This is a genomic window from Pseudomonas sp. Root569 (genome assembly GCF_001427465.1).
Taxonomy (GTDB): domain Bacteria; phylum Pseudomonadota; class Gammaproteobacteria; order Pseudomonadales; family Pseudomonadaceae; genus Aquipseudomonas; species Aquipseudomonas synxantha.
Genome location: NZ_LMGQ01000029.1, coordinates 154,258 through 175,530 on the forward strand (window position 1 = coordinate 154,258; position 21,273 = coordinate 175,530).

The window sequence follows — 21,273 nt, forward strand, 5'->3', positions numbered from 1 at the left end:
GTGATCAGATCAGATCTTTGGTCAAGGCGAGGGTGGCGAAGTTGTCGGCCATGATCGCCATTTCGGTCTGCTGCACGTGCTCGGCACTCAGGATGCCGCCCTTGTAAGGCAGGTCGCGGGTGGCGCAGGCGTCTTCCACGAGGGTGCAGCGAAAGCCCAGGTTCTTGGCCGCACGCACGGTGGTACTGACACTGGAGTGGCTCATGAAGCCGCAGACGATCAGGTCCAGAGAGCCAAGGTCCTGCAGGTGTTTTTCCAGGCCGGTGCCGTGGAAGGCGCTGGGCAGCAGCTTGCCGATAATGGTTTCGTCACCCTCAGGCTCCAGGCCCGGAATGAACTCGCCGCGCTCGCCCTGGGGGTCGAACAGGCCGCCGACGGTGCCCAGGTGGCGCACATGCACGATCGGGCGCCCGGCGTTGCGTGCCGCCGCCGACAGTTGCTTGATATGCTCGACAGCCGCGTCCATGCCCGAAAGGGCGAGTGGGCCGCTGAGGTATTCCTTCTGGGCGTCGATGATCACAAGGGTCGCATGATTGAGGTTGGCTGCTGCGTAACCGCGACCGCTGAGTTGAAACATCGTCTTTGGAACGGACATTCTGGGGGCTCCTGTGAGTGGGGCTTTTGCGACATTGTCCACTGGCTGAGCGCTTCTGTGAATCGCTACTATCGTAAGGTACGCCGTTGCTGGCGTGCAGCCATGTCAAGAGGTGAGCCTGTTTAACACAAAGCGGGCCAATTGGATGAAATCCGACGTACGGCGCCGGGGTTTTCGTACATCGTCCGTACAGGTGAAGGCTGTTAGAATCGCCAGTCGTTTTTTCCAGGAGTCTGCCCCCGTGATCACTTCCCGCCTGCGCACCTTGCGCGACCACATCCGTTGGGCTGTCAGCCGTTTCCATGGGGAAGACCTGTTTTTCGGCCATGGTACCGATAACGCCTGGGACGAAGCCCGTCAATTGGTGCTCGGCGCCTTGCACCTGCCATGGGAAATTGCCGACAGCTACCTGGATTGCAACCTGGAGGAAGAGGAAATCTCCCATGTGCAGCGCTTGCTGCATCGCCGTATCCATGAGCGTGTGCCGACTGCCTACCTGTTGAAAGAGGCGTGGTTCTGCGGCCTGTCGTTTATCGTCGATGAGCGCGTGTTGATTCCGCGCTCACCGATTGGCGAACTGATTGAACACCGCTTCGAGCCATGGCTGGCCCAGCCGCCGGCACGCATCCTCGACCTGTGCACTGGCTCTGGTTGCATTGGCATTGCCTGTGCCTACGAGTTCCAGGACGCTGAAGTGGTGCTGGGTGACTTGTCTTTCGAAGCCCTGGAAGTGGCGAATCAGAATATCGAGCGCCACGGCGTCGACGAGCGCGTCTACACCGTACAGGGCGATGGCTTCGACGGCCTGCCTGGCCAGCGTTTCGACCTGATCGTGTCCAACCCGCCCTACGTGGATGCCGAAGATTTCGCCGACATGCCCGACGAATACCAGCACGAGCCGGAATTGGGCCTGGCCTGCGGTGACGACGGCCTGAACCTGGTACGCCGGATGCTCGCCGAAGCGGCCGATCACCTGACCGAGAAGGGGTTGCTGATTGTCGAAGTGGGCAACAGCCAGGTGCATGTCGAAGCGCTGTATCCGGAAGTGGACTTCGCCTGGCTGGACTTCCAGCGTGGCGGGCATGGGGTGTTCATGTTGACGGCTGAGCAGTGTCGCCAACATCAGGCCATTTTCGCTGCCAGGGTTTAACCCAGGTTTAACTGAAAAAACTGGGCCAATGTGGGAGGGGGCTTGCTCCCGATGGGGGAGTGTCAGTAGATGCATTGCTAACTGACACACCGCTATCGGGGGCAAGTCGAATCGTCGCACCGCCCCTCCCACACTTTCAATTGCATTCCAGTCTGCTACCGGTGCGTGGCAATCCAGATCAACAACCCCGCCTGAAACACCGTAAACGCCACCAGGCATGTAATGGTAAAGCGCAGCCCGCTGTCCTCCCGCTTGAACTTGGTGACCTTTTCCTCCTCCTTGCGCAACTTCACTTCCTGTTCCATCAGGTTCTGCTCGGCCTGTTGCAGCATCTGCGCGGCTTCGAGAATCTCCACGAACTGCACCTTCTCGGTGTTCCAGCTGTCGAGTACGCCGCTGACCTTGCCCGGCTGTACATTGCCTTTGAGGTGCTGCACATCGGCATAGGCCACATCAAAGCCCTGGATACGCAGGAAATGATCGCGGCGCAGGCGCGTGGCTTCGTTGAGGGCGTCCTTGTTGGCCAGGTCCACGCCATCGACGCGGTAGTGTGACCACTTCTTCTTTGCCCATGCGGCGGCCTGGGCGACCAGGAAGCGGCCGAGACCACGGTTGGCCGGTTCGATTTCCAAGCTGTTGCCCGGGCCAAAGTGCACGCGGTGTTTATCGTGATCGACCCAGATATCCAAGTGATTCTGCTCGCGACGCACCCGTTGGCCTGGCAACTGAATAACCATGCGCAGCAAGCTGTGATGTTTGTCATGGCGCTCGGCATAGCCGAACTGCACGAAGCGCAACGGCCTGGCACCGGTGGCACGGTCGGTGGCCAGGGGCGCCAGGCGCAGCATCTTGAAATGTTCGGCGTGGACGTCCGCCCACGGCAGGGCCGGCGCCACGACGGCCTCGGGCCCAGTCGGGGTGTCGGCAGTCGATTCGGGTGTTGCTTCGGTGGTTGTCATGCGGCGCGATCCTGTCCAAGCCCGGCGAGCCGACAGTCTTTTTACTGTCGACCCAGGGCTTATCGGCCGTTTTTCCCAGGACTGGAGGCCAATAGTCGCTTAACGGGGTTGAAGTCCGTCGATAAAGCCGATGATGCGCTGGCCCAGCTCAGCGGCGAGGGGCAGTTTCGGGTCGTTGTAGGACGCCAGTTGCTGCTTGACGTTGTTGGGCACGATGCGCATCACGTGGTTCATGCCTTCGATCACCGTCAACTGCGCGTCGGGCTTGGCCTTTTTCAGTTGCCGGGCATCTGCTACACCGACCTGGATGTCGTTGGTGCCCTGGATGATCAACGCCGGCATGCTCAGCCTGGCGAAAGCGGCCGACGGGTCGGCGCGGAACAGGCTGATCAGGTAAGGCTGCACGCTCGGCCGGAAAATGCCCTCCAGCGGGCGCGGCACATCGGCATCCACTTGGCCGGCCTTGAGGTGGTCGAGGATTTGATTACTGCGCAGCAACAGGGCAGGGGGCAAGTGATCGGCCAGTTGCTGGCGAATCACCTGGTCCACCGGGCGGGCGCTGCCCGACAGGGAAATGACCCCGGCCGGCGCCAGTTGCGGGGCGGCGAGGGCGGCCACCAGGGCGCCTTCGCTATGGCCCAGCACGATCAACGGGCCCATGCGCGGGTCGGCCTTGAGCAACTTGCCCCAGGCCACTGCGTCGGACACGTAGGCGTCGAGTGTCAGGTTGCGCTCATCCGGCGTGGCCGCCAGGCTCGCGGCCACGCCGCGCTTGTCGTAGCGCACGCTGGCGATGTTATGCCGGGCGAGCACCCAGGCCAGGCGCTTGAGGCTGTCATTGCGGGCGCCGTCGGCGCTGTTGCCATTGCGGTCGGTGGGGCCGGAGCCGGCGATGATCAGCACTACCGGCACCGGTTTGTCGGACTGCGGTAACAGCAACGAGCCAAATAGCTCGCCGCTGCCGGTGTCCAGGCTGATCGGGCGTTGCAGTACGACAGGGGAGGCGGCCTGGGCCACAGTGGTCAACAGGGTGAGGGTGAACAGTAAAACTCGCAGCATCATCGCGCCATCATCAGAGAGGTGCCGGTTGGACCAACGTCTACCGGTAAGGTTTCGAGGATGAACTAGTCGGTTAGCCTGCGTATACTGGCCGTCTTAAGTTATTACGGTTGACTTGATTCAACTGATTTCACGGAGCGCCCTGCATGTCCGGCAATACCTTCGGCAAATTGTTCACCGTCACCACCGCGGGCGAAAGCCATGGCCCGGCGTTGGTCGCCATTGTCGACGGCTGCCCGCCTGGCCTGGAGCTGAGCCTGGAAGACCTGCAGCGCGACCTGGACCGCCGCAAGCCCGGCACCAGCCGCCACACCACCCAGCGCCAGGAACCGGACGAGGTCGAAATCCTCTCCGGGGTCTTCGAAGGCCGCACCACCGGCTGCGCCATTGGCCTGTTGATTCGCAACACCGACCAGAAGTCCAAGGACTACTCGGCGATCAAGGACCTGTTCCGCCCGTCCCACGCGGACTACACCTACCATCATAAATACGGCGAGCGCGACTACCGTGGCGGTGGCCGCAGCTCGGCGCGGGAAACTGCGATGCGCGTGGCTGCCGGTGCCATCGCCAAGAAATACCTGGCCACCCAAGGCATCGTCATCCGTGGCTACATGAGCCAGCTGGGCCCGATTGAGATCCCGTTCAAGAGCTGGGACAGCGTGCAAGACAATGCCTTCTTCTGCCCCGACCCGGACAAGGTGCCGGAGCTGGAAGCCTACATGGACCAGTTGCGTCGCGACCAGGACTCCGTCGGCGCCAAGATCACCGTGGTGGCCGAAGGGGTGAAACCGGGCCTGGGCGAGCCGATCTTCGACCGCCTCGACGCCGAGCTGGCCCACGCACTGATGAGCATCAATGCGGTGAAGGGCGTGGAGATCGGCGCCGGTTTTGCCTGCATCGCCCAACGCGGCACCGAACACCGTGATGAGCTGACCCCGGAAGGTTTTCTCAGCAATAACGCGGGCGGCATCCTCGGCGGTATCTCCTCCGGCCAGCCGATCGTGGCGCATCTGGCGCTCAAGGCGACCTCGAGCATTACCACGCCGGGCCGCTCGATCGATGTGCATGGCAACCCGGTGGACGTGATCACCAAGGGCCGCCACGACCCGTGTGTCGGTATTCGGGCCACGCCGATTGCCGAGGCCATGATGGCCATCGTGCTGATGGACCATCTGCTGCGCAACCGTGGGCAAAATGCCGATGTGCGCGTGAGTACGCCGGTACTGGGCCAGCTGTGACGTTCTGTGGCGAGGTGCGAGCTTGCTCGCGCCGGGCTGCGAAGCAGCCCCGCCTGAAATGACCCCACCGCTCCCGTACTGGCGCCTCTCCAGCTTCTACCTGTTCTACTTCGCCCTGCTGGGGGCGACGGCGCCGTTCCTGGCGCTCTACTTCGATCACCTGGGATTCTCCAGTGCGCGCATCGGCGAGCTGGTGGCCATCCCCATGCTGATGCGCTGCGTGGCGCCTAACCTGTGGGGCTGGATCGGCGACTACACCGGCCGGCGCCTGGCCATCGTGCGGTTTGGCGCGGTGTGCACCCTGGCCAGTTTCTGCCTGATCTTTGTCAGCAAGACCTACGCCTGGCTGGCGATGGTCATGGCCCTGCACGCATTCTTCTGGCATGCGGTGCTGCCGCAGTTTGAAGTCATCACCCTGGCCCACCTGCACAAGCAGACCTCGCGCTACAGCCAGGTCCGCCTATGGGGTTCCATAGGTTTTATCCTCACTGTGGTGATCATGGGGCGTCTGTTCGACTGGCTGAGCCTGGATATCTACCCGGTGGTGGTCGTGGTGATCATGGCCGGCATCATTGGTGCCAGCCTGTGGGTGCCGAACGCGCAGCCCACCAGCCACGGCAAGCGCCTGGCCGGTGACGGTTTCCTCAAACAATTGCGCAGTCCCGGGGTAATGGCGTTCTATGCCTGCGTAGCGCTGATGCAAATGAGCCATGGCCCGTACTACACCTTCCTCACCCTGCACCTGGAACACTTGGGCTACAGCCGCGGTGTGATCGGCCTGTTGTGGGCGCTGGGGGTGGTGGCGGAGGTGCTGATGTTCCTGGCCATGAGCCGCATCCTCGCGCGCTTTTCCGTGCGTCGGGTGCTGTTGGCCAGTTTCCTGCTGGCGGCGCTGCGCTGGTTGCTGCTGGGCTCGTTCGCCGAATTTTTCTGGGTGCTGCTCCTGGCGCAGCTGCTGCACGCCGCCACGTTCGGCAGCTTTCACGCGGCGGCAATTGCCTTTGTGCAACGCAGCTTCGGTGACCGCCAGCAAGGCCAGGGCCAGGCGCTATATGCGGCATTGGCCGGCACGGGCGGCGCCCTCGGTGCCCTGTATTCCGGCTATAGCTGGAACCTGCTGGGGCCGACCCTGACATTCAGTATCGCCAGCGCCGCGGCCCTGGCCGCCGCCATTATCATTGGCCTTCGATTGCAAGAGCCGAACCAAGGAGCCATGCAATGAGTTATGTAGCCGTCTACCCCATCGCCACTGCGGATACCCCGAACAAGGTGCTCACCCATGTCGATGACATCCGGTCGATCCTGGCCGAGCACGGCGTTCGCTTTGAGCGCTGGCAGCCCAGCCCGGTCGAAAAGGGCGCCAGTGAGGCTGAAATGATCGAGGCGTACCGGGCGCAGATCGATGCGCTCGGCTACGCCGCCGTGGAAGTGATTCGCGTAGAGAATGATCATCCACAGAAGGACGGGTTGCGAGCCCAGTGCCTGGCCGAACGAACCTACAGTGAAGATCACGTACGCTTCTTCGTCGCCGGCCAGGGGCTGTTCACTCTCCATATAGACGATTATGTGTACGGCGTGCGCTGTGAGAAACATGACCTGCTGATCATCCCGGCAGGTTTACCCCACTGGTTCGATATGGGCGAGAACCCGCACTGTGTAACGCTGCGCTTGTTCGACACCGCTCAAGGCCGGGAACCAAAACTCACCGGCGACGATATAGCTGTTCGTTTTCCGGAATTGGACGACTAAGCATAAAAAATTGAATATTCAACCCAGGCAAGTTGGAATTTGCTGTGGGAAGAAACTCAATTAGTTGTAGGGCGAAGCTGTTTATTCTGTCCTTTACGCTTTCACTCCATTCGTTATGTAACTCTCTGTTCCGCGTCAATGTTTAAGCCATCTGTCAATAGGAGGAATCCGAAAGGTGGCAGCGCATCAGCAGATATCAAAGGAGAGAGCAATGAATGGCCCAGAGCAGACATATCCCCCGTTGGTTATCGTACCCACGGCTGTCAGGAAGCGCCTGAGCTTGTCTGGCAAGCCCCTGACGCCGACGGAGCTGGAGATCCTGCGGTGGGCCTCAGAGGGCAAGACCGTCTGGGAGATCAGCCAGATTCGCGCCACCTCCGAAGCCACAGTGAAATTCCATCTGCGCAATATCTACGGCAAGCTGGATGTCACCAACCGTGTGCAGGCGATGAATGAAGCCTCCCGCCAGGGCTTGTGTTGAAGGCATAAAAAAGGGCCGCGAAGCCTAAAAGCGTCGCGGCCCTTTTCACGTCGATGACTTAAGCCGAATGGTAAGTCGGCAGGGCAAACCGGTTCTGGCTTTGCAGCATCGAAATCTGTGGCAGCTCACTGGCTTGTTCGGCCAGGTCGCGACGAATGGCGCTGATCACCCAGGTCAGTTGATCAGCGGTGTGCAGCTGCTGGTAAGAGATCGAACGCTTGACCTGCTTACCTTCGCTGTTGCGCAGGGTCAACAGGATGCCGCCGTCTGGACGTGGTTGGGTGGTGACGTCGTAGTTGGAGAATACTGAAGCGAATTTATCTTGGATCAGGCTCATGTCTATCAGCTCCGTTGGCTCAAGTTGGCAAGCATGGAGTGATAGGTGCAGTGATTGTGCCAGTATTGCCTGTCTTAAAAAAACCTTATAAATCAGCTACTTATAATTTTTTGCGGTTTTCATTTTCGTGCATTTTGCATGAAGGTCCATCGTGCATCCTGCATTTTGCGCTACCGGGTCGGGCATTTTTCACGCTGGGCCGTTGGCCCTCCACACTATTGACCACGATTTTTCCCAGAAAATTCCATCGCCAATGGCCGCCGCCGCCTGGGATACAAAACTTTTCAAATCCTGCGTGTACAGCCAAAGAATGGCTGACGTATTTTCCTGCGAGCCATTCGGCGAATTCCCATGGGGCCGTCGATGTTTCTCGACCAGACCAAGAATAAGAAAAGGGACGTTCCGCCATGAGCAATCCGCAAAACGACCTCATCACCTGGAGCATGATGCTGCGCAAGGTGCCTGCTATCGTTCGAGCACTGCCGCGAGTGGTCCGCGGCATGCGCGCTGGCAATGTCACTGACCCCAGGCAACCCTGCGGCTTGGGCTGGCATTTCGAGCAAGCCACGCTGCGCAACCCAGATGGCAACGCCTTGCTTTATGCGGACAGCGCGATCAGCTATCGCGACGCCAATCAGCATGCCAATCGCATCGCCCACTACCTGCAGGCCCAAGGCATCCGCAAGGGTGACGTGGTGGCGCTGTTTATCGAGAACCGCCCCGAGTTGCTGTTGAGCGTGTTGGCCGTGGCCAAGCTGGGGGGCATCTGCGCCATGCTCAACACCTCGCAAACCCAGGCGCCGCTGGTGCACAGCCTGACGTTGGTCAAGCCCGCAGCCATCGTGGTAGGCGCGGAATTGTCGAGCGCCTACGCGGCGGTGCGCGATCAGGTCGGGATTCCGGCCGAGCGGACCTGGTTCATCGCAGATCAACCCGGCAGCGCGACGCCCGCAGGCTACATCGACCTGATGGCTGCCAGCGCCGACGGCCCGGTAGACAACCCGACGAGCTCCGCGCAGGTTTTCTTCAACGACCCCTGCTTCTATATCTACACGTCCGGCACTACCGGCTTGCCTAAGGCCGGCATCATGAAGCACGGGCGCTGGACCAAGACCGCCGTGAGCTTCGGCAGCATCGCACTGGACATGGGCCCGCAGAACGTCCTCTATTGCACCTTGCCGCTGTACCACGCCACCGGCCTGTGTGTGTGCTGGGGCTCGGCGATTATTGGTGCGTCCGGCTTCGCCATCCGGCGCAAATTCAGTGCCAGCCAGTTCTGGGACGATGCGCGCAGGTTCAACGCGACCACCCTTGGCTACGTCGGTGAGTTGTGCCGCTACTTGCTCGACCAGCCGCCCAGCGAACAGGACCGCGATAACCGCGTGACCAAGATGGTCGGCAATGGCCTGCGCCCCGGTGTGTGGGCAACGTTCAAGCAGCGTTATGGGGTCGAGCATATCTGCGAACTGTATGCCGCCAGCGACGGCAATATCGGCTTCACCAATGTGCTGAATTTCGACAACACCATCGGCTTTTGCCTGCAGCATTGGGCGCTGGTGGATTACGCCCACGACACGAATGAGCCGCTGCGCGGCAGTGACGGGTTCATGCACAGGGTCGCCACCGGTGGCCAGGGCCTGTTGCTGGCGCGAATCGATGAGAAATCGCCTTTCGATGGCTATACCGACCCCGAAAAGAACCGCAAGGTAGTGCTGACCGACGTGTTCGAAAAGGGCGACCGCTATTTCAACACCGGCGACCTGGTGCGTAGCATTGGCTTTGGCCACGCGCAATTTGTCGATCGCCTGGGCGATACCTATCGCTGGAAGGGCGAAAACGTCTCGACCACCGAAGTGGAAAACGTCCTGCTGCAACACCCGCAGATCGCCGAGGTGGTGGCCTACGGTGTCGAGATCGAAAACACCAATGGTCGTGCGGGCATGGTCGCCATCACCCCCAGAGAATCCCTGGCCGCTCTGGATATGCGTGAATTGCTGCAATTCGCCCACGGCCAGTTGCCGCATTATGCGGTGCCACTATTTCTGCGGATCAAGGTGAAGATGGAAACCACCGGCACCTTCAAGTACCAGAAAGTGAAGCTCAAGGAGGAGGCATTCGACCCGGGCAAGGCCGGCAATGATCCGGTCTACGCCTGGTTGCCAGGTACGGACAGCTATGTGCCGGTCACCGGGCAACTGCTGGTCCAGATCCAGGGCGGACACTTCCGTTATTGATTCTGGCTATGACGGCTTTTGACAAAAAAGCCATGACACTGGGGAACTCCCTCGCGACACTGAGCGCCTTATTCAGTTACATAAGCCGCCTAAGCAAGGAGCCCCCATGTCAGACCAGCCCAAACAAATGACCGAAGACGAAGCTGCCGAATTTGCCGAGCAGGTCTTCGACGTGGCCCGCCGTGGCGACGCCGCCATGCTCGCGGCGTTGTTGGCCAAGGGCTTGCCGGCCAACTTTCGTAATCACAATGGCGACACCTTATTGATGCTCGCGGCCTACCACGGTCATCCTGAGGCGGTAAAAGTACTGTTGGAATTCAAGGCCGACCCCTTGATCGCCAACGACAAGAACCAGTTGCCGATTGCCGGCGCGGCGTTCAAAGGCAACCTGCCGGTGGTGCAGGCGCTGATCGACGGCGGCACGCCGGTTGAGGCGGCGTCGTCGGACGGGCGTACGGCCTTGATGATGGCGGCGATGTTCAACCGCGTTGAAATGGTTGATTACCTGCTCAGCAAGGGCGCAAACCCCAAGGCCACCGATGCACAGGGTGCCACTGCGCTGGCGGCGGCAAAGACCATGGGCGCGGTGGATACGGCGGCGCAGTTGCAGAAACTGGTGTAGGCTACGCGCCCTCCAAAACCCGCCCGCCATAGGATCGCCCATGAAAACCGCCCTCGTCGAACTCATCAGCAAAATCAGCGCCGGCGTCATGGGCGACGACGAGGTAGCGCGCATCGCCGATGAAGCGGCCCAGGCCTACGCGGACCCGGCGGCGTTCCTGACGGCCAACCCGGATATCAACTACGACGACAGCTTCCCGATCCCGCTGGGTGAATGGGTGGTGGTCGGTAGCTTGCCGGACACGGTGTTGTTCCAGGCCGATACCTACGTCGACCTGTTTGCCCAGATCGTCGCGTCGTTCGGCCCGGGCGTGGCGTTCAACCTCAAGCCCAAGCAATTGGCCAAGACCGAAGACCTGACTGCGCTGAACCGTATCCAGATCCAGATGAGTGCCCTGAGCCCGGAAGATGGCGGTTATGTGCTGATGAACTTCAGCCAGTTGCTGGACGACGAGATCCAGGCGGTACTGGTATTTGGCAACGACCTGCCACGGGTGCTGGAGCTGTGTGCCGAAGTCGGCATCAAGGCTGAGCCATCCCTGGAAGCCTTGAAGATTGCCGTACACGTCTGAAAATAAAACGGAACCCCTGCCAGGCCTGGCTATCCTACAAGGGCATGCCCTCACTTAGGAGCGACACCATGGGTTCCACTTTTAATGGCCTGATTGGCCTGATCATCCTCGCGCTGGATATCTGGGCGATCATCAACGTGTTCAAAAGCGGCGCGAGCACGGGCGCCAAGGTGCTGTGGATTTTGTTGATCCTGTTGTTGCCGGTACTGGGCCTGATCATCTGGGCGATTGCCGGGCCACGCGGTAACGTGCGGATCTGAAGCCGCCGTAGAGGCGGTGCAGCGCGGCTGGGTCTACGGTGCGTCTGATGCACCGCAGGCGCAGCCGCGTAGCTGGGTCACGCTGCTTGTGACAATCGATCCAGCGCTCTGCGGAAGCCCTCCACCTTGTTCGCATCCCCGCGGGTCCTGTGGGTAATAACGCCATAGGCGTAAGGAAGAAGCCCCTCCAGCCAGTCTCGAGGGCGTGCTTCGACGCTATTGTCCAGGGTCGCGACGACCCAGTCCGGCAACCATGACATATCACGATCAGAGAAGTTGACCTCACCTGCGATCAGCAAGGCCAGGGTGGTGCGCAGTGATGATGGGTCTTTCAGCAGGCGCTCCTGCAGTGCCAGGCAAGCTTGCGGGTGATCCAGCAGCTCAAGCAGATCGCCGGGTTTGCCCAGCACCAACGGCGGCGCAAGCAGTGCGGACAAGGCCGGTAACGCACCCACCCAACGTTTATGCACCTCCTGATCAATCCCTGCGAAGTCCAGTGCTGGTGGTACATCCGGCGTGTCTTGGATAACCGTGGGCGTCAGGTAGCGCAGGCGAAGGCCCATGAGGTCCATGAACAGCCGGTCACTGACACACAACGACCCCACGGCTGCAGTGGTGGAGGGCGGTGGGCCGATGATGAACGTCGCATTGCGTCGGTGGGGCAGGTGGTGAATGTCGCCCCAGCTGTCATTCAGACGCTTAGCCAGCCAGGCCTGCGGGGTAAAACCTATGAACGGCTCTAGGTTCATGGGCACGCCAAAACCGTTGAATACCACATGACCGCGAGGGTTCAGGCGCCTTTTTAGCCGTTGGTGAAACCCCTGATCAAACACGATCGGGGCGTAACCCTCCTCGGTGTAGAGATCGACGATGATCACATCGAACCGCTCGGAGGTCGCGTCCAGGAAGTGCGCGGCATCGTCGACCACACTGTCAAAGCGCAGATGCGCTGCCAGTCGGTTGCGGTTTTCCAGGCTTCGCACGGCGGCGGTCTCGTCCAGGTCGACGGCCAACAGGCGGGTCACCCGGGTACTGGCTGCAATCGGCGCCAGCGCCACGCCATCCGAAAGCCCCAGCATCAACACCGAGATGTCCGATTTCGACGGGTCGCCCAGGAAGCCGATGCACCCCATGTCGTCATAATATTGGCCGCAGAAGATCTGTTCATGGCGAGCGGGTTCAGGCCGGTCCTCGAGGTCTGACGTGGTCAAAGGCAACTCCATTTGCAAGTGGTGGGTGATGACGAGACGCGTCAGCGCGCGAACGCTGCCGGGTATTTGTCCAGGTAGGCATCGCTCAGTTGCGTGTCCTGGGTGCGCATGAACGTTTTGAAGTCGGGTACCAGAAACACCAGCAACGACAACAGCAGCACCATGAGGCCCAGCACGGTGATGGTTAGCGCGACGCCCAGATGGGCGATCAGGCCGGTCATCGCGAAACTGCCCAAGGGGCTGGCTGCGGCAGAGAGAAACGCCACCGTGGCAAAGATCCGGTTGCGATGGAGTTTGGGGGTTGCCAGTAACCTCACGGCCGAGGTGGGGATGTTGATCAGCATCAGGCCGACGCCCCCGCAGAAAAAGGCCGCCGGCACCAGCAACGACGAAGACACGGTGCCGACCACCACCAGGTTTAACCCCAGTAACGCAAAGCCTGCGGATACACACAGGTCGCGGGGAAGGCGATCGGATAACCAGCCGATGATTTTGTAGCTGCCTGCCAGAATCCCCAGTCCGAAACATGAGTCCAGAAGACCGATGTAAGTGACCGGATAGTGGATGACGTCTTTTACGTAGAGTGGCAGCAGGATGGTGAAAAAGGGAAACAAGGCAAAGTTGATCAGCATCGCGACAATGGCCAGGTAAAACTCGACCTTCACGCCATACACCACCTTGAAGCCGGAGTAGATCATGCGCCAGCCGCTGGTGGCGGGGGCATTGTCGCTGTGGCTGGTGGCACCGACGGGGTTAGGTATGGTCGCTATCAGCGCCCCGGCGAAGAGAATCGCAACAAAATCGGCGGCAAACGCAAATGTGATCCCGAACCCATAGATCAACCCACTGGCCATGACGGGCCCCAGCAGGATCGAAAAGGACGACATCACGCTTTTGGTGCGAAAGGCCAGGGAGACTTTATCGTCGTCCGCAAATAAAGGAATGATCGACGCCTGGAGCGGATCGCGTACGCCGACGATCGCGCTGCTGATCATCATCAGCGCGCCCACTGTCCAGGGGTTGAAAGACCCCGTGGCAGACAGTACCACCATCAACAAGGCAGTCAGCAAGCTGAGCCAGGAAGCCAGCTTGATGATCAGGATCTTGTTGTACTTGTCCCCCAGCCACCCCAGCAGGGGTTTGGCTAATACCTCGGCTGCGATGGAGCAGGCAATCATATTGGCAAAATAAAGTGCAGACCCGGTCTCCTGTAACGCCCACCAGGCCACCGCCAGTTGATTGCAGCGGCCCCCCAGCACCATCAGCAAAAAGCTGAATTGCACTTTCAGCAGACGTCGGTCGATGCCGGGAAAACCCCAGGTGATGCCTGAAGAATTTGCGCTCATTGAGGGACCTTTGATACGGAGAGGGTAACTGTGCAATCAGCGGCGTTCACGGCGCGACCAGCGTGGCGTTGTCAGGAAAAGTCATCAGGTAGCGCTCGATGCCACCTTCAAGGCTAAAAAGTTCCGCGTGCGGGTGGATGCTGCGAACCGCCAGCAGGGCGGCCTTGCTCCTGACTCCGGATTTGCAATAGAAGACGATACGCCGGGTGGTATCCAGTTCTTGCCGGCGATCAAGTATGTCTTTGAGCGGAATCAAGCGGCCGCCCAGCGAAGCGTGCAGGTGTTCATGGCTGTCGCGTACGTCGACCAGTTGCAAGGGTGCTTGTGACTCGAGCCAATCATGTAAGTTGTCCGGCGACAGCCAGTCGCTGTCACGCCATGCAGGCGTGGTGGAAGCCCCCAGGGTGGGTGCGGGAAGGCGGTTCCGGTTTTTATGGACGCTCAACAGGTGAAAGGTGTTGTCCAGGCAGTCGATGGACAACAATTTGCCGCTCAATGGCTCACCTGTCTGGAGAATGAGCTTGAGCACTTCGTTGGCTTGAAAGCAACCGAGCAGGCCAGGTATGACACCCAGCACGCCAGCTTGCGCGCAGTTTTGCGTCAAGTGTGGAGGCGGTGGGGTTTCGAACAGATCGCGAAAGCACGGCCCCCGCTCCTGGGTGGCTTGGTGGTAGTGATTAAATACCGACACCTGGCCTTCGAACTGACTGATCGAGGCATAGACCATCGGTTTCTCACCGGCGACACAGGCATCGCTGATGAGGTATTTGGTGTCGAAGTTATCCGTGGCGTCGACGATGATGTCGTAGCTCGCCAGCAGCGACAGCACATTGTCCGGGTTCAGCGTGGTGGCAAAGGTATCGACGACGATGTCCGGGTTCAACTGGTTGACGCGCCGCTTGGCGGCCGACACTTTCAGTTCGCCCACATCGGCCATCCCATAGAGAATCTGTCGATGCAGGTTGCTCAGGTCGACGATGTCGTTATCAACGATGCCGAGCGTGCCGACCCCGGCGCCCGCCAGGTACAAGAGCACCGGGCAGCCGAGCCCGCCGGCGCCGACCACCAGCACCTTGCTGTCTTTGAGACGTTGCTGGCCCAGGGCACCGACTTCACTGAGGATTATCTGGCGGGCATAACGGGAGGTGTCCGTCTTCAGGTCGCACTGCATGTCAGCCACCTGCCACGGCGTTGATCAGAATCAACTGCGCATTACTGTCCAGGGCGCGGCCGCGGTCTTGCGCACTCATTACCGGCATGCCGTTGACGAACAAGCCCACGAACGGCTGGGGATGAAGGTCCTCGGAGAACACCGGGCCAATCAACGCGGGAAACCGCGCGGTCAGGTTGCCCAGTACATCATTGACACACAAACCCTCGGCCTCGTGGGTTTTATGTTGGTCGGTGTAAGGCATGAACTGCCGGGGAAAGTGTACGACTGCCATGGGTCATCCTTGAGCGTTGTCAGTGGTCAGTTCACTGGAGAATGTATCCAGCCTGGAGGTGATCAGCTTGCCGATTTCAGACAATTCGGCGGATGCCTGGAGCGTGGCCAGGCTCTGCAGGAAATACTGGTGCAGAAAATCCAGCCGTTCGGGGCGCGCCCGCCCGGAGCCGCTCGCCACCAGGCGCTGGTGATAGTTCACGGCGCTGACCGCAAACAGGCAAGCCAGCAGGACACCCCGAGGGTTCTTGCCGCCGGTGCCCGATGGCAGCACGTAGTCGTTCGCGCTGTCCTTGAGCTGGAAGTCGTAAATCTCGGCGATCATGCTGCACCAGATATGCGACAGCTCATGCACGAGCAGTTCCTCAAGATCGGTGATGCTGGTGAACGCGTCTTCACCCAGGAACATCTGTTGCGGCAGCACCGGATTGGTCAGGCTGACCTGGTGCGTCAGCAACTTATAGATATTCACTGGCAGATCGAACAGTTTGCTCCAGTGCGGCAGCAAGGCTTTAAGGTTGCTCCTGGCTTCGGCCAGCATGAACTGCTCGGCGTTACCCAGCGCTTGATGGGGTGGAAACTCAGGCGCGCCTTCGACGTGCTGGTGATACAGGTCGGTGGCAAAATCAGGTTGCAGATAAGTGGCTAACGGTAACTCGCTGCCCGCAATATTCCTGCGTACAACGGCGACGAGGGTTAGAAGTTTGGTGCTGTTGAAGTGTGGATTTACAAACGGCAAGCCGTTTATTTCACACAGTATCTCTGATGGCGACATTCTGTTTTACCGTCTTCGTCCATGGTTTCAGTTTGAGAAAATCGATCAAGTCCAGACTTTTTATTCTGTAGGCCGAAAAGTTGGCCAGGGCACTGTCTATGGCGGGTTCCGCGACAGGCAGTGCTATCAAGGCGTCTTTCAGACAACTGAGCGTGCGATGTCCGTACCACATGTTTTTCAGGTAGTGCAGGGTTTGCTGTGCGTGGGCTGGCGTGATGATTTGCTCCGCCGTCCAGTGCTTCAAAAACTGCCGGATATGGATAAGCGGCTCGCTGAGCGAAAGGTAAGGCGCTTGTGCCTGGTGCACCAATGTCACTTCGTCGTCGGACATGTCCGGGTCGCTGGCGAATTGCCGATAGACTTCGCCAAAGCCGGTCATTCCCAACCTGTCCATTTCACAGGCGCGAATGGCCCCCATGGAAGACAGGCCCCAAATGCGCCAACCGGCGTTCAGCGCCGTCAGGATCTCGGCATGCCCGACTGCAGGGTGTGCATGGAACACCCCATCGACAATCGCAAGGTCCGAAGGCGGCGATTGCGCGACCAGGCGTTCTATGTCGCCGCGTTTGACGGGCGGGCATACCACCAGGTCGTCACTGCACAGCAGTCGGCTGTCGATGCCTTGCAGGGAAGGGCCCGCAAATAGCGTGCAGGGTTCAAGCGCTTTGTTTGACATACGTAAGTAACCTCGGACCGACCCTTTTCAACCCGGGTTCAAAGGCTTCAAGCCCCGGAATCATGATTCTGACCACCGTGATGTCGTCCGTAGCCTTGCTAAGCACGACCCTCAGCACGCTACTCAGGCCGATGGCCTGCAACCGCTCGATAAGCAACGTCCAGGCCGCTTCGATGGTGGGGATCGCGGCTTCCTGGCAGTCGATGGCGGAGTAATCGATCATCTGTTCACGGGAGGTCGCCACGTTACGCAAGCGTGAGATCGCTTCAAGCTCCACGGAGCGGCCTTTCTTCTCGAAGTATTTGACCCGCTCAATGATGTCGTCCCGGCCACCGTGGATGTGACTCAGACGGCTTTGGGCCGCTTCGCAGATTGCCCGGATCAAGGCGATTTCCTTGATCGGATGCAGCCCTGAGCCAGTCGCCACAGAGATGGGGGCCTGGGGGGACTCTTCCATGATGAACGCCTGGAAGTAGGCCAGTCCAAAGCAGTTCTCGGTGTAGCGGACCGACAGGCTCAGGCCGGCGTCATTGACCTTGCTGATCAGGGCAGCGATCTCTGCGCTGTACTGGTCCAGATGGACGAGGCAGGAACGGTCATGCAGGTGATTGAAGGCCTGGACATCGCGCTCCATCAGTTCGCACATCGCATGCACCGAGGCTTCCACCAAGTCATTGCCGGAGGCCAGGCCACTGGAGCTTTCTCCAAAGAGTTGTTGCCCTGGGTTCTCGGGGTAGGGAATGAACACCAGTTCGGCGGGTGCAAGGACCTTTTTCTCGCGCAATACGTCTTCGACTTCGATGGCCATGATGAGCGCGTCGGCATTGGCAGAGAAGCCATACAGCATGCAGAACTGATTGAACGCTATGCGGCCCTCATGGCTGTCGATGAGTTGCCGAGGAGTGCTCTCCACCAGTGTCAGTTGGGCCGTATTGTATTGCGCAAGGCTGAATTCGATAGCCTCCATGTACGCGCCTATCTTGGCTTCGGCTGGCCTGAGGCCTTTGCCTGCATTGACGCACAGCGAGCCCTTGAGGGCATCGGGTCGAATACTGGCAAACACTGGGATGCCGATACGGTCCAGCCAGGTTGTGTCGGTTACTCGGGTAATGCCCAGGCGTGGGGCAAGGTCGTTGGTGATGATGGATAATGTTTCTTCGGCACTGCGACGACGAAGGCTCGAACTAAGCCTTTGCATAAGTTGTTACCTTGGCGTGATGAAAGTTAAACAAGCACACACTGGAAACGGGAGGGAATGACTTCCCTCCCGTTTTTTCAGGCTGCGATTTTCACTTCTTCAGCCAGGGCCAGCGTCAACACGTTGTTGTTCGACTGGTGTGCGACAAAGCCAGCATGCATCAGGCTTTCATCGTTCAGAATGACGGAAAACTTCTCCGCGGTTTCCGAATCCAGTTCCAGTTCAAAAGTTGCATTGTTAACGAGAGCGTCCATTTTGTTTTTCCTATCCATAGCATTGCGTTTAAGGATGTGTGTTGCGCAACGACTATGAAACTTGCAGGCGGGGGAGCGGGTGTCAAGACAATACAATTATTTTCAATTCTGCCTTTTTGCGATGAAATGGCTGAATAGTTAATTGAAAATATGGGCTGATCTGCGCGTCTGCATTTCATGCAAAATGTGCCGAAGTCTAATGCAGCAGCAGGTTTGCGCCGTCGCGCGCAACAGCGATGCGTAGTTTGGTGTATGACTTGGCTTCGGTGATTGGGTGCGTGTCCAGTCGGTTTCATGACCCCCATAATGGGGACGACTGCCTTCGGCAAAATTACCGGTGCAATGGGTGGGCACACCGCGCAAAATTGATGGCGTAACAATGGCACCTGCGATGCCCCACCCGTACCGATAATTTTTTTCAGCTGCGTGGCCGAAGAATGACCGGGCCATTCGTATTTTGTGTATCGAGATATTCGCTGCACAGAATTTTCACATTCCATCCAAGACAATTCGCCGGCTGTATTCGCCTGGCAAGGCTCTATCCCTGGGGCTTCTAAAGACCCAGCCAGGTTGCACGTTCAGTAATTAATAGCCTTGCCGGCCTTGATCGGGCACCATTTGTGCCGCCGCGTTAACCGCCTACCCCAGCCAGCCTGGGCGAGGGACGGACGCCACTGCCTTATTTCGCAACTTAAACTTCCAATGGGTCCTAAAACGACATGGCAAACCCGGACGCCCTGAATCAGCAGCGAGCTGCAAATCGCCTGCTGCAACCGACCGTCAAATCCCATCTGGCTTACACGCTGCTGTGCGCACTGGTCATGATGGTGATGTTCTCCCTGCTGCGCCTGGCGTTGCTGGTCTACAACCGCGAGATGATCCTGGATACGCCGGCCTCGACGTTCCTGGAAGCGTTCGCCAACGGCCTGCGCCTGGATATCCGCCTGGTCATGTACCTGCTGATTCCGCTGTTGTTGGCGCTGTTCAGTGTGCGGGCCATGGCGGCGCGCGGGTTCTTCCGCTTGTGGCTGACCATTGCGTCGAGCATCGCCTTGTTCCTGGGCCTGATGGAGATGGACTTCTACCGCGAATTCCACCAGCGCCTCAACGGCCTGGTCTTCCAGTATGTGAAGGAAGACCCGAAAACCGTGATGAGCATGCTCTGGTACGGGTTCCCGGTGGTGCGTTACCTGCTGGCCTGGGCCGTGGGCACGCTGATCCTGAGCATGGCCTTCAAGGGCGCCGATCGCGCAACGCGCCCACGCGGCCCGTTCAGCGGCGGCACCATCAGCACGCGCCAGGTGGCACCGTGGTACAGCCGCATCGCGGTGTTCGTGGTGTGCCTGCTGGTCGCCGTGGTCGCCATCCGTGGCACCCTGCGTCAGGGGCCGCCGCTGCGTTGGGGTGATGTCTACACCACCGATTCCAACTTCGCCAACCAGCTGGGCCTCAATGGCACCCTGTCGCTGATCGCTGCGGCGAAGTCGCGCTTCTCCGAAGATCGCTCCAATATCTGGAAAGCCACCCTGGAACAGCCATTGGCCACCCAGACCGTGCGTGACATGCTGGTGTTGCCGCAGGAAAAATTGGTGGATACCGACACCGCCGCCGTGCGCCGTGACTTCACGCCACCGGCCGAGAAGACCCTGCCGATCAAGAACGTCGTGGTGATCCTGATGGAAAGCTTCGCCGGTCACTCGGTGGGTGCATTGGGACGTCCGGGCAATATCACCCCGTACTTCGACAAGCTGACCAAGGAAGGCTTGTTGTTCGACCGTTTCTTCTCCAACGGTACCCACACCCACCAGGGTATGTTCGCCACCATGGCCTGCTTCCCGAACCTGCCGGGTTTCGAGTACCTGATGCAGACCCCGGAAGGCAGCCACAAGCTGTCGGGCCTGCCGCAGTTGCTCAGCGCCCGTGATTTCGACGATGTGTACGTCTATAACGGCGATTTCGCCTGGGACAACCAGTCGGGGTTCTTCAGCAACCAGGGCATGACCAACTTCATTGGCCGCAATGACTTTGTGGATCCGGTGTTCTCCGACCCGACGTGGGGCGTGTCCGACCAGGACATGTTCAACCGTGGCCTGGAAGAATTGAAAGCCCGTGAAGGCGGCAAGCCGTTCTATGCGCTGCTGCAGACCTTGTCCAACCACACGCCGTACGCGTTGCCGACGCCATTGCCGGTTGAAAAAGTCACCGATCGTGGCAGCCTCAACGAGCACTTGACGGCTATGCGCTACTCCGACTGGGCCTTGGGCCAGTTCTTTGAAAAGGCCCGTAAGGAGCCGTACTTCAAGGAGACTCTGTTTGTGATCGTGGGTGACCACGGCTTTGGCAACGAGCAGCAGATCACCGAGATGGACCTGGGCCGCTTCAACGTGCCGATGCTGATGATTGCGCCGGGCATGCAGGAGAAGTTCGGTGAGCGTGATCACACGGTGGGCACCCAGATCGACATCGTGCCGACCATCATGGGCCGCCTGGGCGGCGACACCCTGCACCAGTGCTGGGGCCGTGACCTGCTTAACCTGCCGGAAGGCGACAAGGGCTTCGGCGTGATCAAGCCGTCGGGCAGCGACCAGACCGTAGCCTTGCTCACCGGTGACCGTGTGCTGGTATTGCCCAAGGAAATGCCACCCAAGTTGTGGGAATACACACTGGGCGCCGAGCCGACCGGCAAGGTGATCCCGGAATCGCCGGACGAAGCTGCACTTAAGCAGAAACTAGAGTCGTTCCTGCAAACCGCAACCAAGAGCCTGCTGGATAACACCGCGGGTGTGGTGGATGGTAAGCCGGACTAACTGACCGGCAATAAAAAAGAGGCCTTCTAGAAGGCCTCTTTTTTTTGCTTCTTAAACGCTTGGCGCGGCGTTTATATCCGGCCGAGCAACAGCAGTACCAGCAGGACTACCAACACCACACCGAGGATACCCGATGGGCCGTAACCCCAGTTACGCGAGTGCGGGAACACCGGCAGGCCACCCACCAGCAGGAGGATCAGGATAATGATCAGAATGAGGCTCATGGTTTTTTCCTTATAGGTCTTTGGTAAAGACCGGTTATTTACGATACCCCCGTCTATCTGATTACGGGCGCCTTACTAACTCC

Annotated in this window: 24 protein-coding genes; 10 read left to right on the plus strand and 14 right to left on the minus strand. The window is 59.5% G+C overall.

What is annotated here, in order from left to right; genetic code table 11:
• Window positions 1-4 precede the first annotated feature (4 nt).
• Window positions 5-595 (minus strand): cysteine hydrolase family protein, encoded by a 591-nt coding sequence (locus tag ASD70_RS27360; protein WP_043051836.1) that lies wholly within the window; start codon window positions 593-595, stop codon window positions 5-7.
• Between the two features lie 241 nt (window positions 596-836).
• Between ASD70_RS27360 and prmB the strand changes: the two genes are divergently transcribed.
• Window positions 837-1,745 carry a 50S ribosomal protein L3 N(5)-glutamine methyltransferase gene (prmB, locus tag ASD70_RS27365; RefSeq protein WP_046071857.1) on the plus strand — a complete coding sequence of 303 codons (909 nt, stop codon included), beginning with the start codon at window positions 837-839 and terminating at the stop codon, window positions 1,743-1,745.
• Between the two features lie 155 nt (window positions 1,746-1,900).
• Here prmB and ASD70_RS27370 read toward each other — a convergent pair whose 3' ends face one another.
• Both ASD70_RS27370 and ASD70_RS27375 read right to left on the minus strand, forming a co-directional pair.
• On the minus strand, window positions 1,901-2,704 hold the full coding sequence (locus ASD70_RS27370; protein WP_046071858.1) for a hypothetical protein: 804 nt from the start codon (window positions 2,702-2,704) through the stop codon (window positions 1,901-1,903).
• Window positions 2,705-2,803: 99 nt separating this feature from the next.
• The gene (locus ASD70_RS27375; RefSeq protein ID WP_046071859.1) at window positions 2,804-3,766 is read right to left on the minus strand and encodes an alpha/beta hydrolase; all 963 of its coding nucleotides are present in this window, start codon (window positions 3,764-3,766) and stop codon (window positions 2,804-2,806) included.
• Between the two features lie 143 nt (window positions 3,767-3,909).
• Between ASD70_RS27375 and aroC the strand changes: the two genes are divergently transcribed.
• From aroC to ASD70_RS27395, 4 genes are all read left to right on the plus strand, one after another.
• Window positions 3,910-5,001 (plus strand): chorismate synthase, encoded by a 1,092-nt coding sequence (gene aroC / locus ASD70_RS27380; RefSeq protein WP_046071860.1) that lies wholly within the window; start codon window positions 3,910-3,912, stop codon window positions 4,999-5,001.
• 58 nt (window positions 5,002-5,059) lie between these two features.
• Window positions 5,060-6,223, plus strand: coding sequence for an MFS transporter (locus ASD70_RS27385; protein ID WP_046071861.1), 1,164 nt, complete (start codon window positions 5,060-5,062; stop codon window positions 6,221-6,223).
• Window positions 6,220-6,750, plus strand: a complete 531-nt coding sequence (locus ASD70_RS27390; protein WP_046071862.1) for an acireductone dioxygenase — start codon at window positions 6,220-6,222, stop codon at window positions 6,748-6,750. The genes ASD70_RS27385 and ASD70_RS27390 overlap by 4 nt, the downstream gene beginning before the upstream one ends.
• 211 nt (window positions 6,751-6,961) lie before the next feature.
• Entirely contained in the window at window positions 6,962-7,231 is a 270-nt protein-coding gene (locus ASD70_RS27395) for a response regulator transcription factor (protein ID WP_046071863.1), read from the plus strand.
• A 58-nt stretch (window positions 7,232-7,289) separates the two neighbouring features.
• Here ASD70_RS27395 and ASD70_RS27400 read toward each other — a convergent pair whose 3' ends face one another.
• Both ASD70_RS27400 and ASD70_RS29035 read right to left on the minus strand, forming a co-directional pair.
• Entirely contained in the window at window positions 7,290-7,568 is a 279-nt protein-coding gene (locus ASD70_RS27400; RefSeq protein WP_003172952.1) for a DUF3509 domain-containing protein, read from the minus strand.
• Between the two features lie 100 nt (window positions 7,569-7,668).
• Window positions 7,669-7,977: a hypothetical protein gene (locus ASD70_RS29035; RefSeq protein WP_156382952.1), complete on the minus strand. Its 309-nt coding sequence runs from the start codon at window positions 7,975-7,977 to the stop codon at window positions 7,669-7,671.
• On the opposite strand from ASD70_RS29035, the gene ASD70_RS27405 reads away from it, so the two are divergent.
• The 4 genes from ASD70_RS27405 (at window position 7,976) to ASD70_RS27420 (ending at window position 11,255) form a co-directional block, all read left to right on the plus strand.
• Window positions 7,976-9,802, plus strand: coding sequence for a long-chain-acyl-CoA synthetase (locus ASD70_RS27405; RefSeq protein ID WP_056847954.1), 1,827 nt, complete (start codon window positions 7,976-7,978; stop codon window positions 9,800-9,802). The two genes, ASD70_RS29035 and ASD70_RS27405, sit on opposite strands and share 2 nt — an antisense overlap.
• Before the next feature lie 106 nt (window positions 9,803-9,908).
• Window positions 9,909-10,424: an ankyrin repeat domain-containing protein gene (locus ASD70_RS27410; protein ID WP_046071865.1), complete on the plus strand. Its 516-nt coding sequence runs from the start codon at window positions 9,909-9,911 to the stop codon at window positions 10,422-10,424.
• Between the two features lie 40 nt (window positions 10,425-10,464).
• Entirely contained in the window at window positions 10,465-10,995 is a 531-nt protein-coding gene (locus ASD70_RS27415) for a hypothetical protein (RefSeq protein WP_046071866.1), read from the plus strand.
• A gap of 68 nt (window positions 10,996-11,063) precedes the next feature.
• Window positions 11,064-11,255 (plus strand): PLDc N-terminal domain-containing protein, encoded by a 192-nt coding sequence (locus ASD70_RS27420; RefSeq protein WP_003172956.1) that lies wholly within the window; start codon window positions 11,064-11,066, stop codon window positions 11,253-11,255.
• Between the two features lie 77 nt (window positions 11,256-11,332).
• Here ASD70_RS27420 and ASD70_RS27425 read toward each other — a convergent pair whose 3' ends face one another.
• From ASD70_RS27425 to ASD70_RS29040, 8 genes are all read right to left on the minus strand, one after another.
• Window positions 11,333-12,466, minus strand: coding sequence for a spermidine synthase (locus ASD70_RS27425; RefSeq protein WP_056847955.1), 1,134 nt, complete (start codon window positions 12,464-12,466; stop codon window positions 11,333-11,335).
• A 41-nt stretch (window positions 12,467-12,507) separates the two neighbouring features.
• Window positions 12,508-13,728, minus strand: coding sequence for an MFS transporter (locus tag ASD70_RS27430; RefSeq protein ID WP_235577329.1), 1,221 nt, complete (start codon window positions 13,726-13,728; stop codon window positions 12,508-12,510).
• Window positions 13,729-13,858: 130 nt separating this feature from the next.
• Window positions 13,859-14,983 carry a HesA/MoeB/ThiF family protein gene (moeB, locus tag ASD70_RS27435; RefSeq protein WP_082561487.1) on the minus strand — a complete coding sequence of 375 codons (1,125 nt, stop codon included), beginning with the start codon at window positions 14,981-14,983 and terminating at the stop codon, window positions 13,859-13,861.
• Between the two features lies 1 nt (window position 14,984).
• On the minus strand, window positions 14,985-15,257 hold the full coding sequence (locus ASD70_RS27440; protein ID WP_046071870.1) for a MoaD/ThiS family protein: 273 nt from the start codon (window positions 15,255-15,257) through the stop codon (window positions 14,985-14,987).
• A gap of 3 nt (window positions 15,258-15,260) precedes the next feature.
• Complete coding sequence (locus ASD70_RS27445) at window positions 15,261-15,995, minus strand: hypothetical protein (RefSeq protein WP_046071871.1); 735 nt, start codon at window positions 15,993-15,995, stop codon at window positions 15,261-15,263.
• 10 nt (window positions 15,996-16,005) lie between these two features.
• A complete protein-coding gene (locus ASD70_RS27450) occupies window positions 16,006-16,707 on the minus strand; it encodes a TfuA-like protein (RefSeq protein ID WP_056847957.1) in 702 nt (233 codons plus the stop codon).
• On the minus strand, window positions 16,688-17,905 hold the full coding sequence (locus ASD70_RS27455; RefSeq protein WP_056847958.1) for a YcaO-like family protein: 1,218 nt from the start codon (window positions 17,903-17,905) through the stop codon (window positions 16,688-16,690). Before ASD70_RS27455 ends, ASD70_RS27450 begins: the two co-directional genes overlap by 20 nt.
• Before the next feature lie 77 nt (window positions 17,906-17,982).
• A complete protein-coding gene (locus ASD70_RS29040; protein ID WP_156382953.1) occupies window positions 17,983-18,159 on the minus strand; it encodes a hypothetical protein in 177 nt (58 codons plus the stop codon).
• Window positions 18,160-18,878: 719 nt separating this feature from the next.
• Here ASD70_RS29040 and ASD70_RS27460 point away from each other — a divergent pair.
• Window positions 18,879-20,966 carry an LTA synthase family protein gene (locus ASD70_RS27460; RefSeq protein WP_056847959.1) on the plus strand — a complete coding sequence of 696 codons (2,088 nt, stop codon included), beginning with the start codon at window positions 18,879-18,881 and terminating at the stop codon, window positions 20,964-20,966.
• Window positions 20,967-21,037: 71 nt separating this feature from the next.
• Here the strand turns inward: ASD70_RS27460 and ASD70_RS28770 are convergent, their stop codons facing one another.
• Window positions 21,038-21,190 carry a DUF3309 family protein gene (locus ASD70_RS28770; RefSeq protein ID WP_015885095.1) on the minus strand — a complete coding sequence of 51 codons (153 nt, stop codon included), beginning with the start codon at window positions 21,188-21,190 and terminating at the stop codon, window positions 21,038-21,040.
• Window positions 21,191-21,273: the final 83 nt, after the last annotated feature.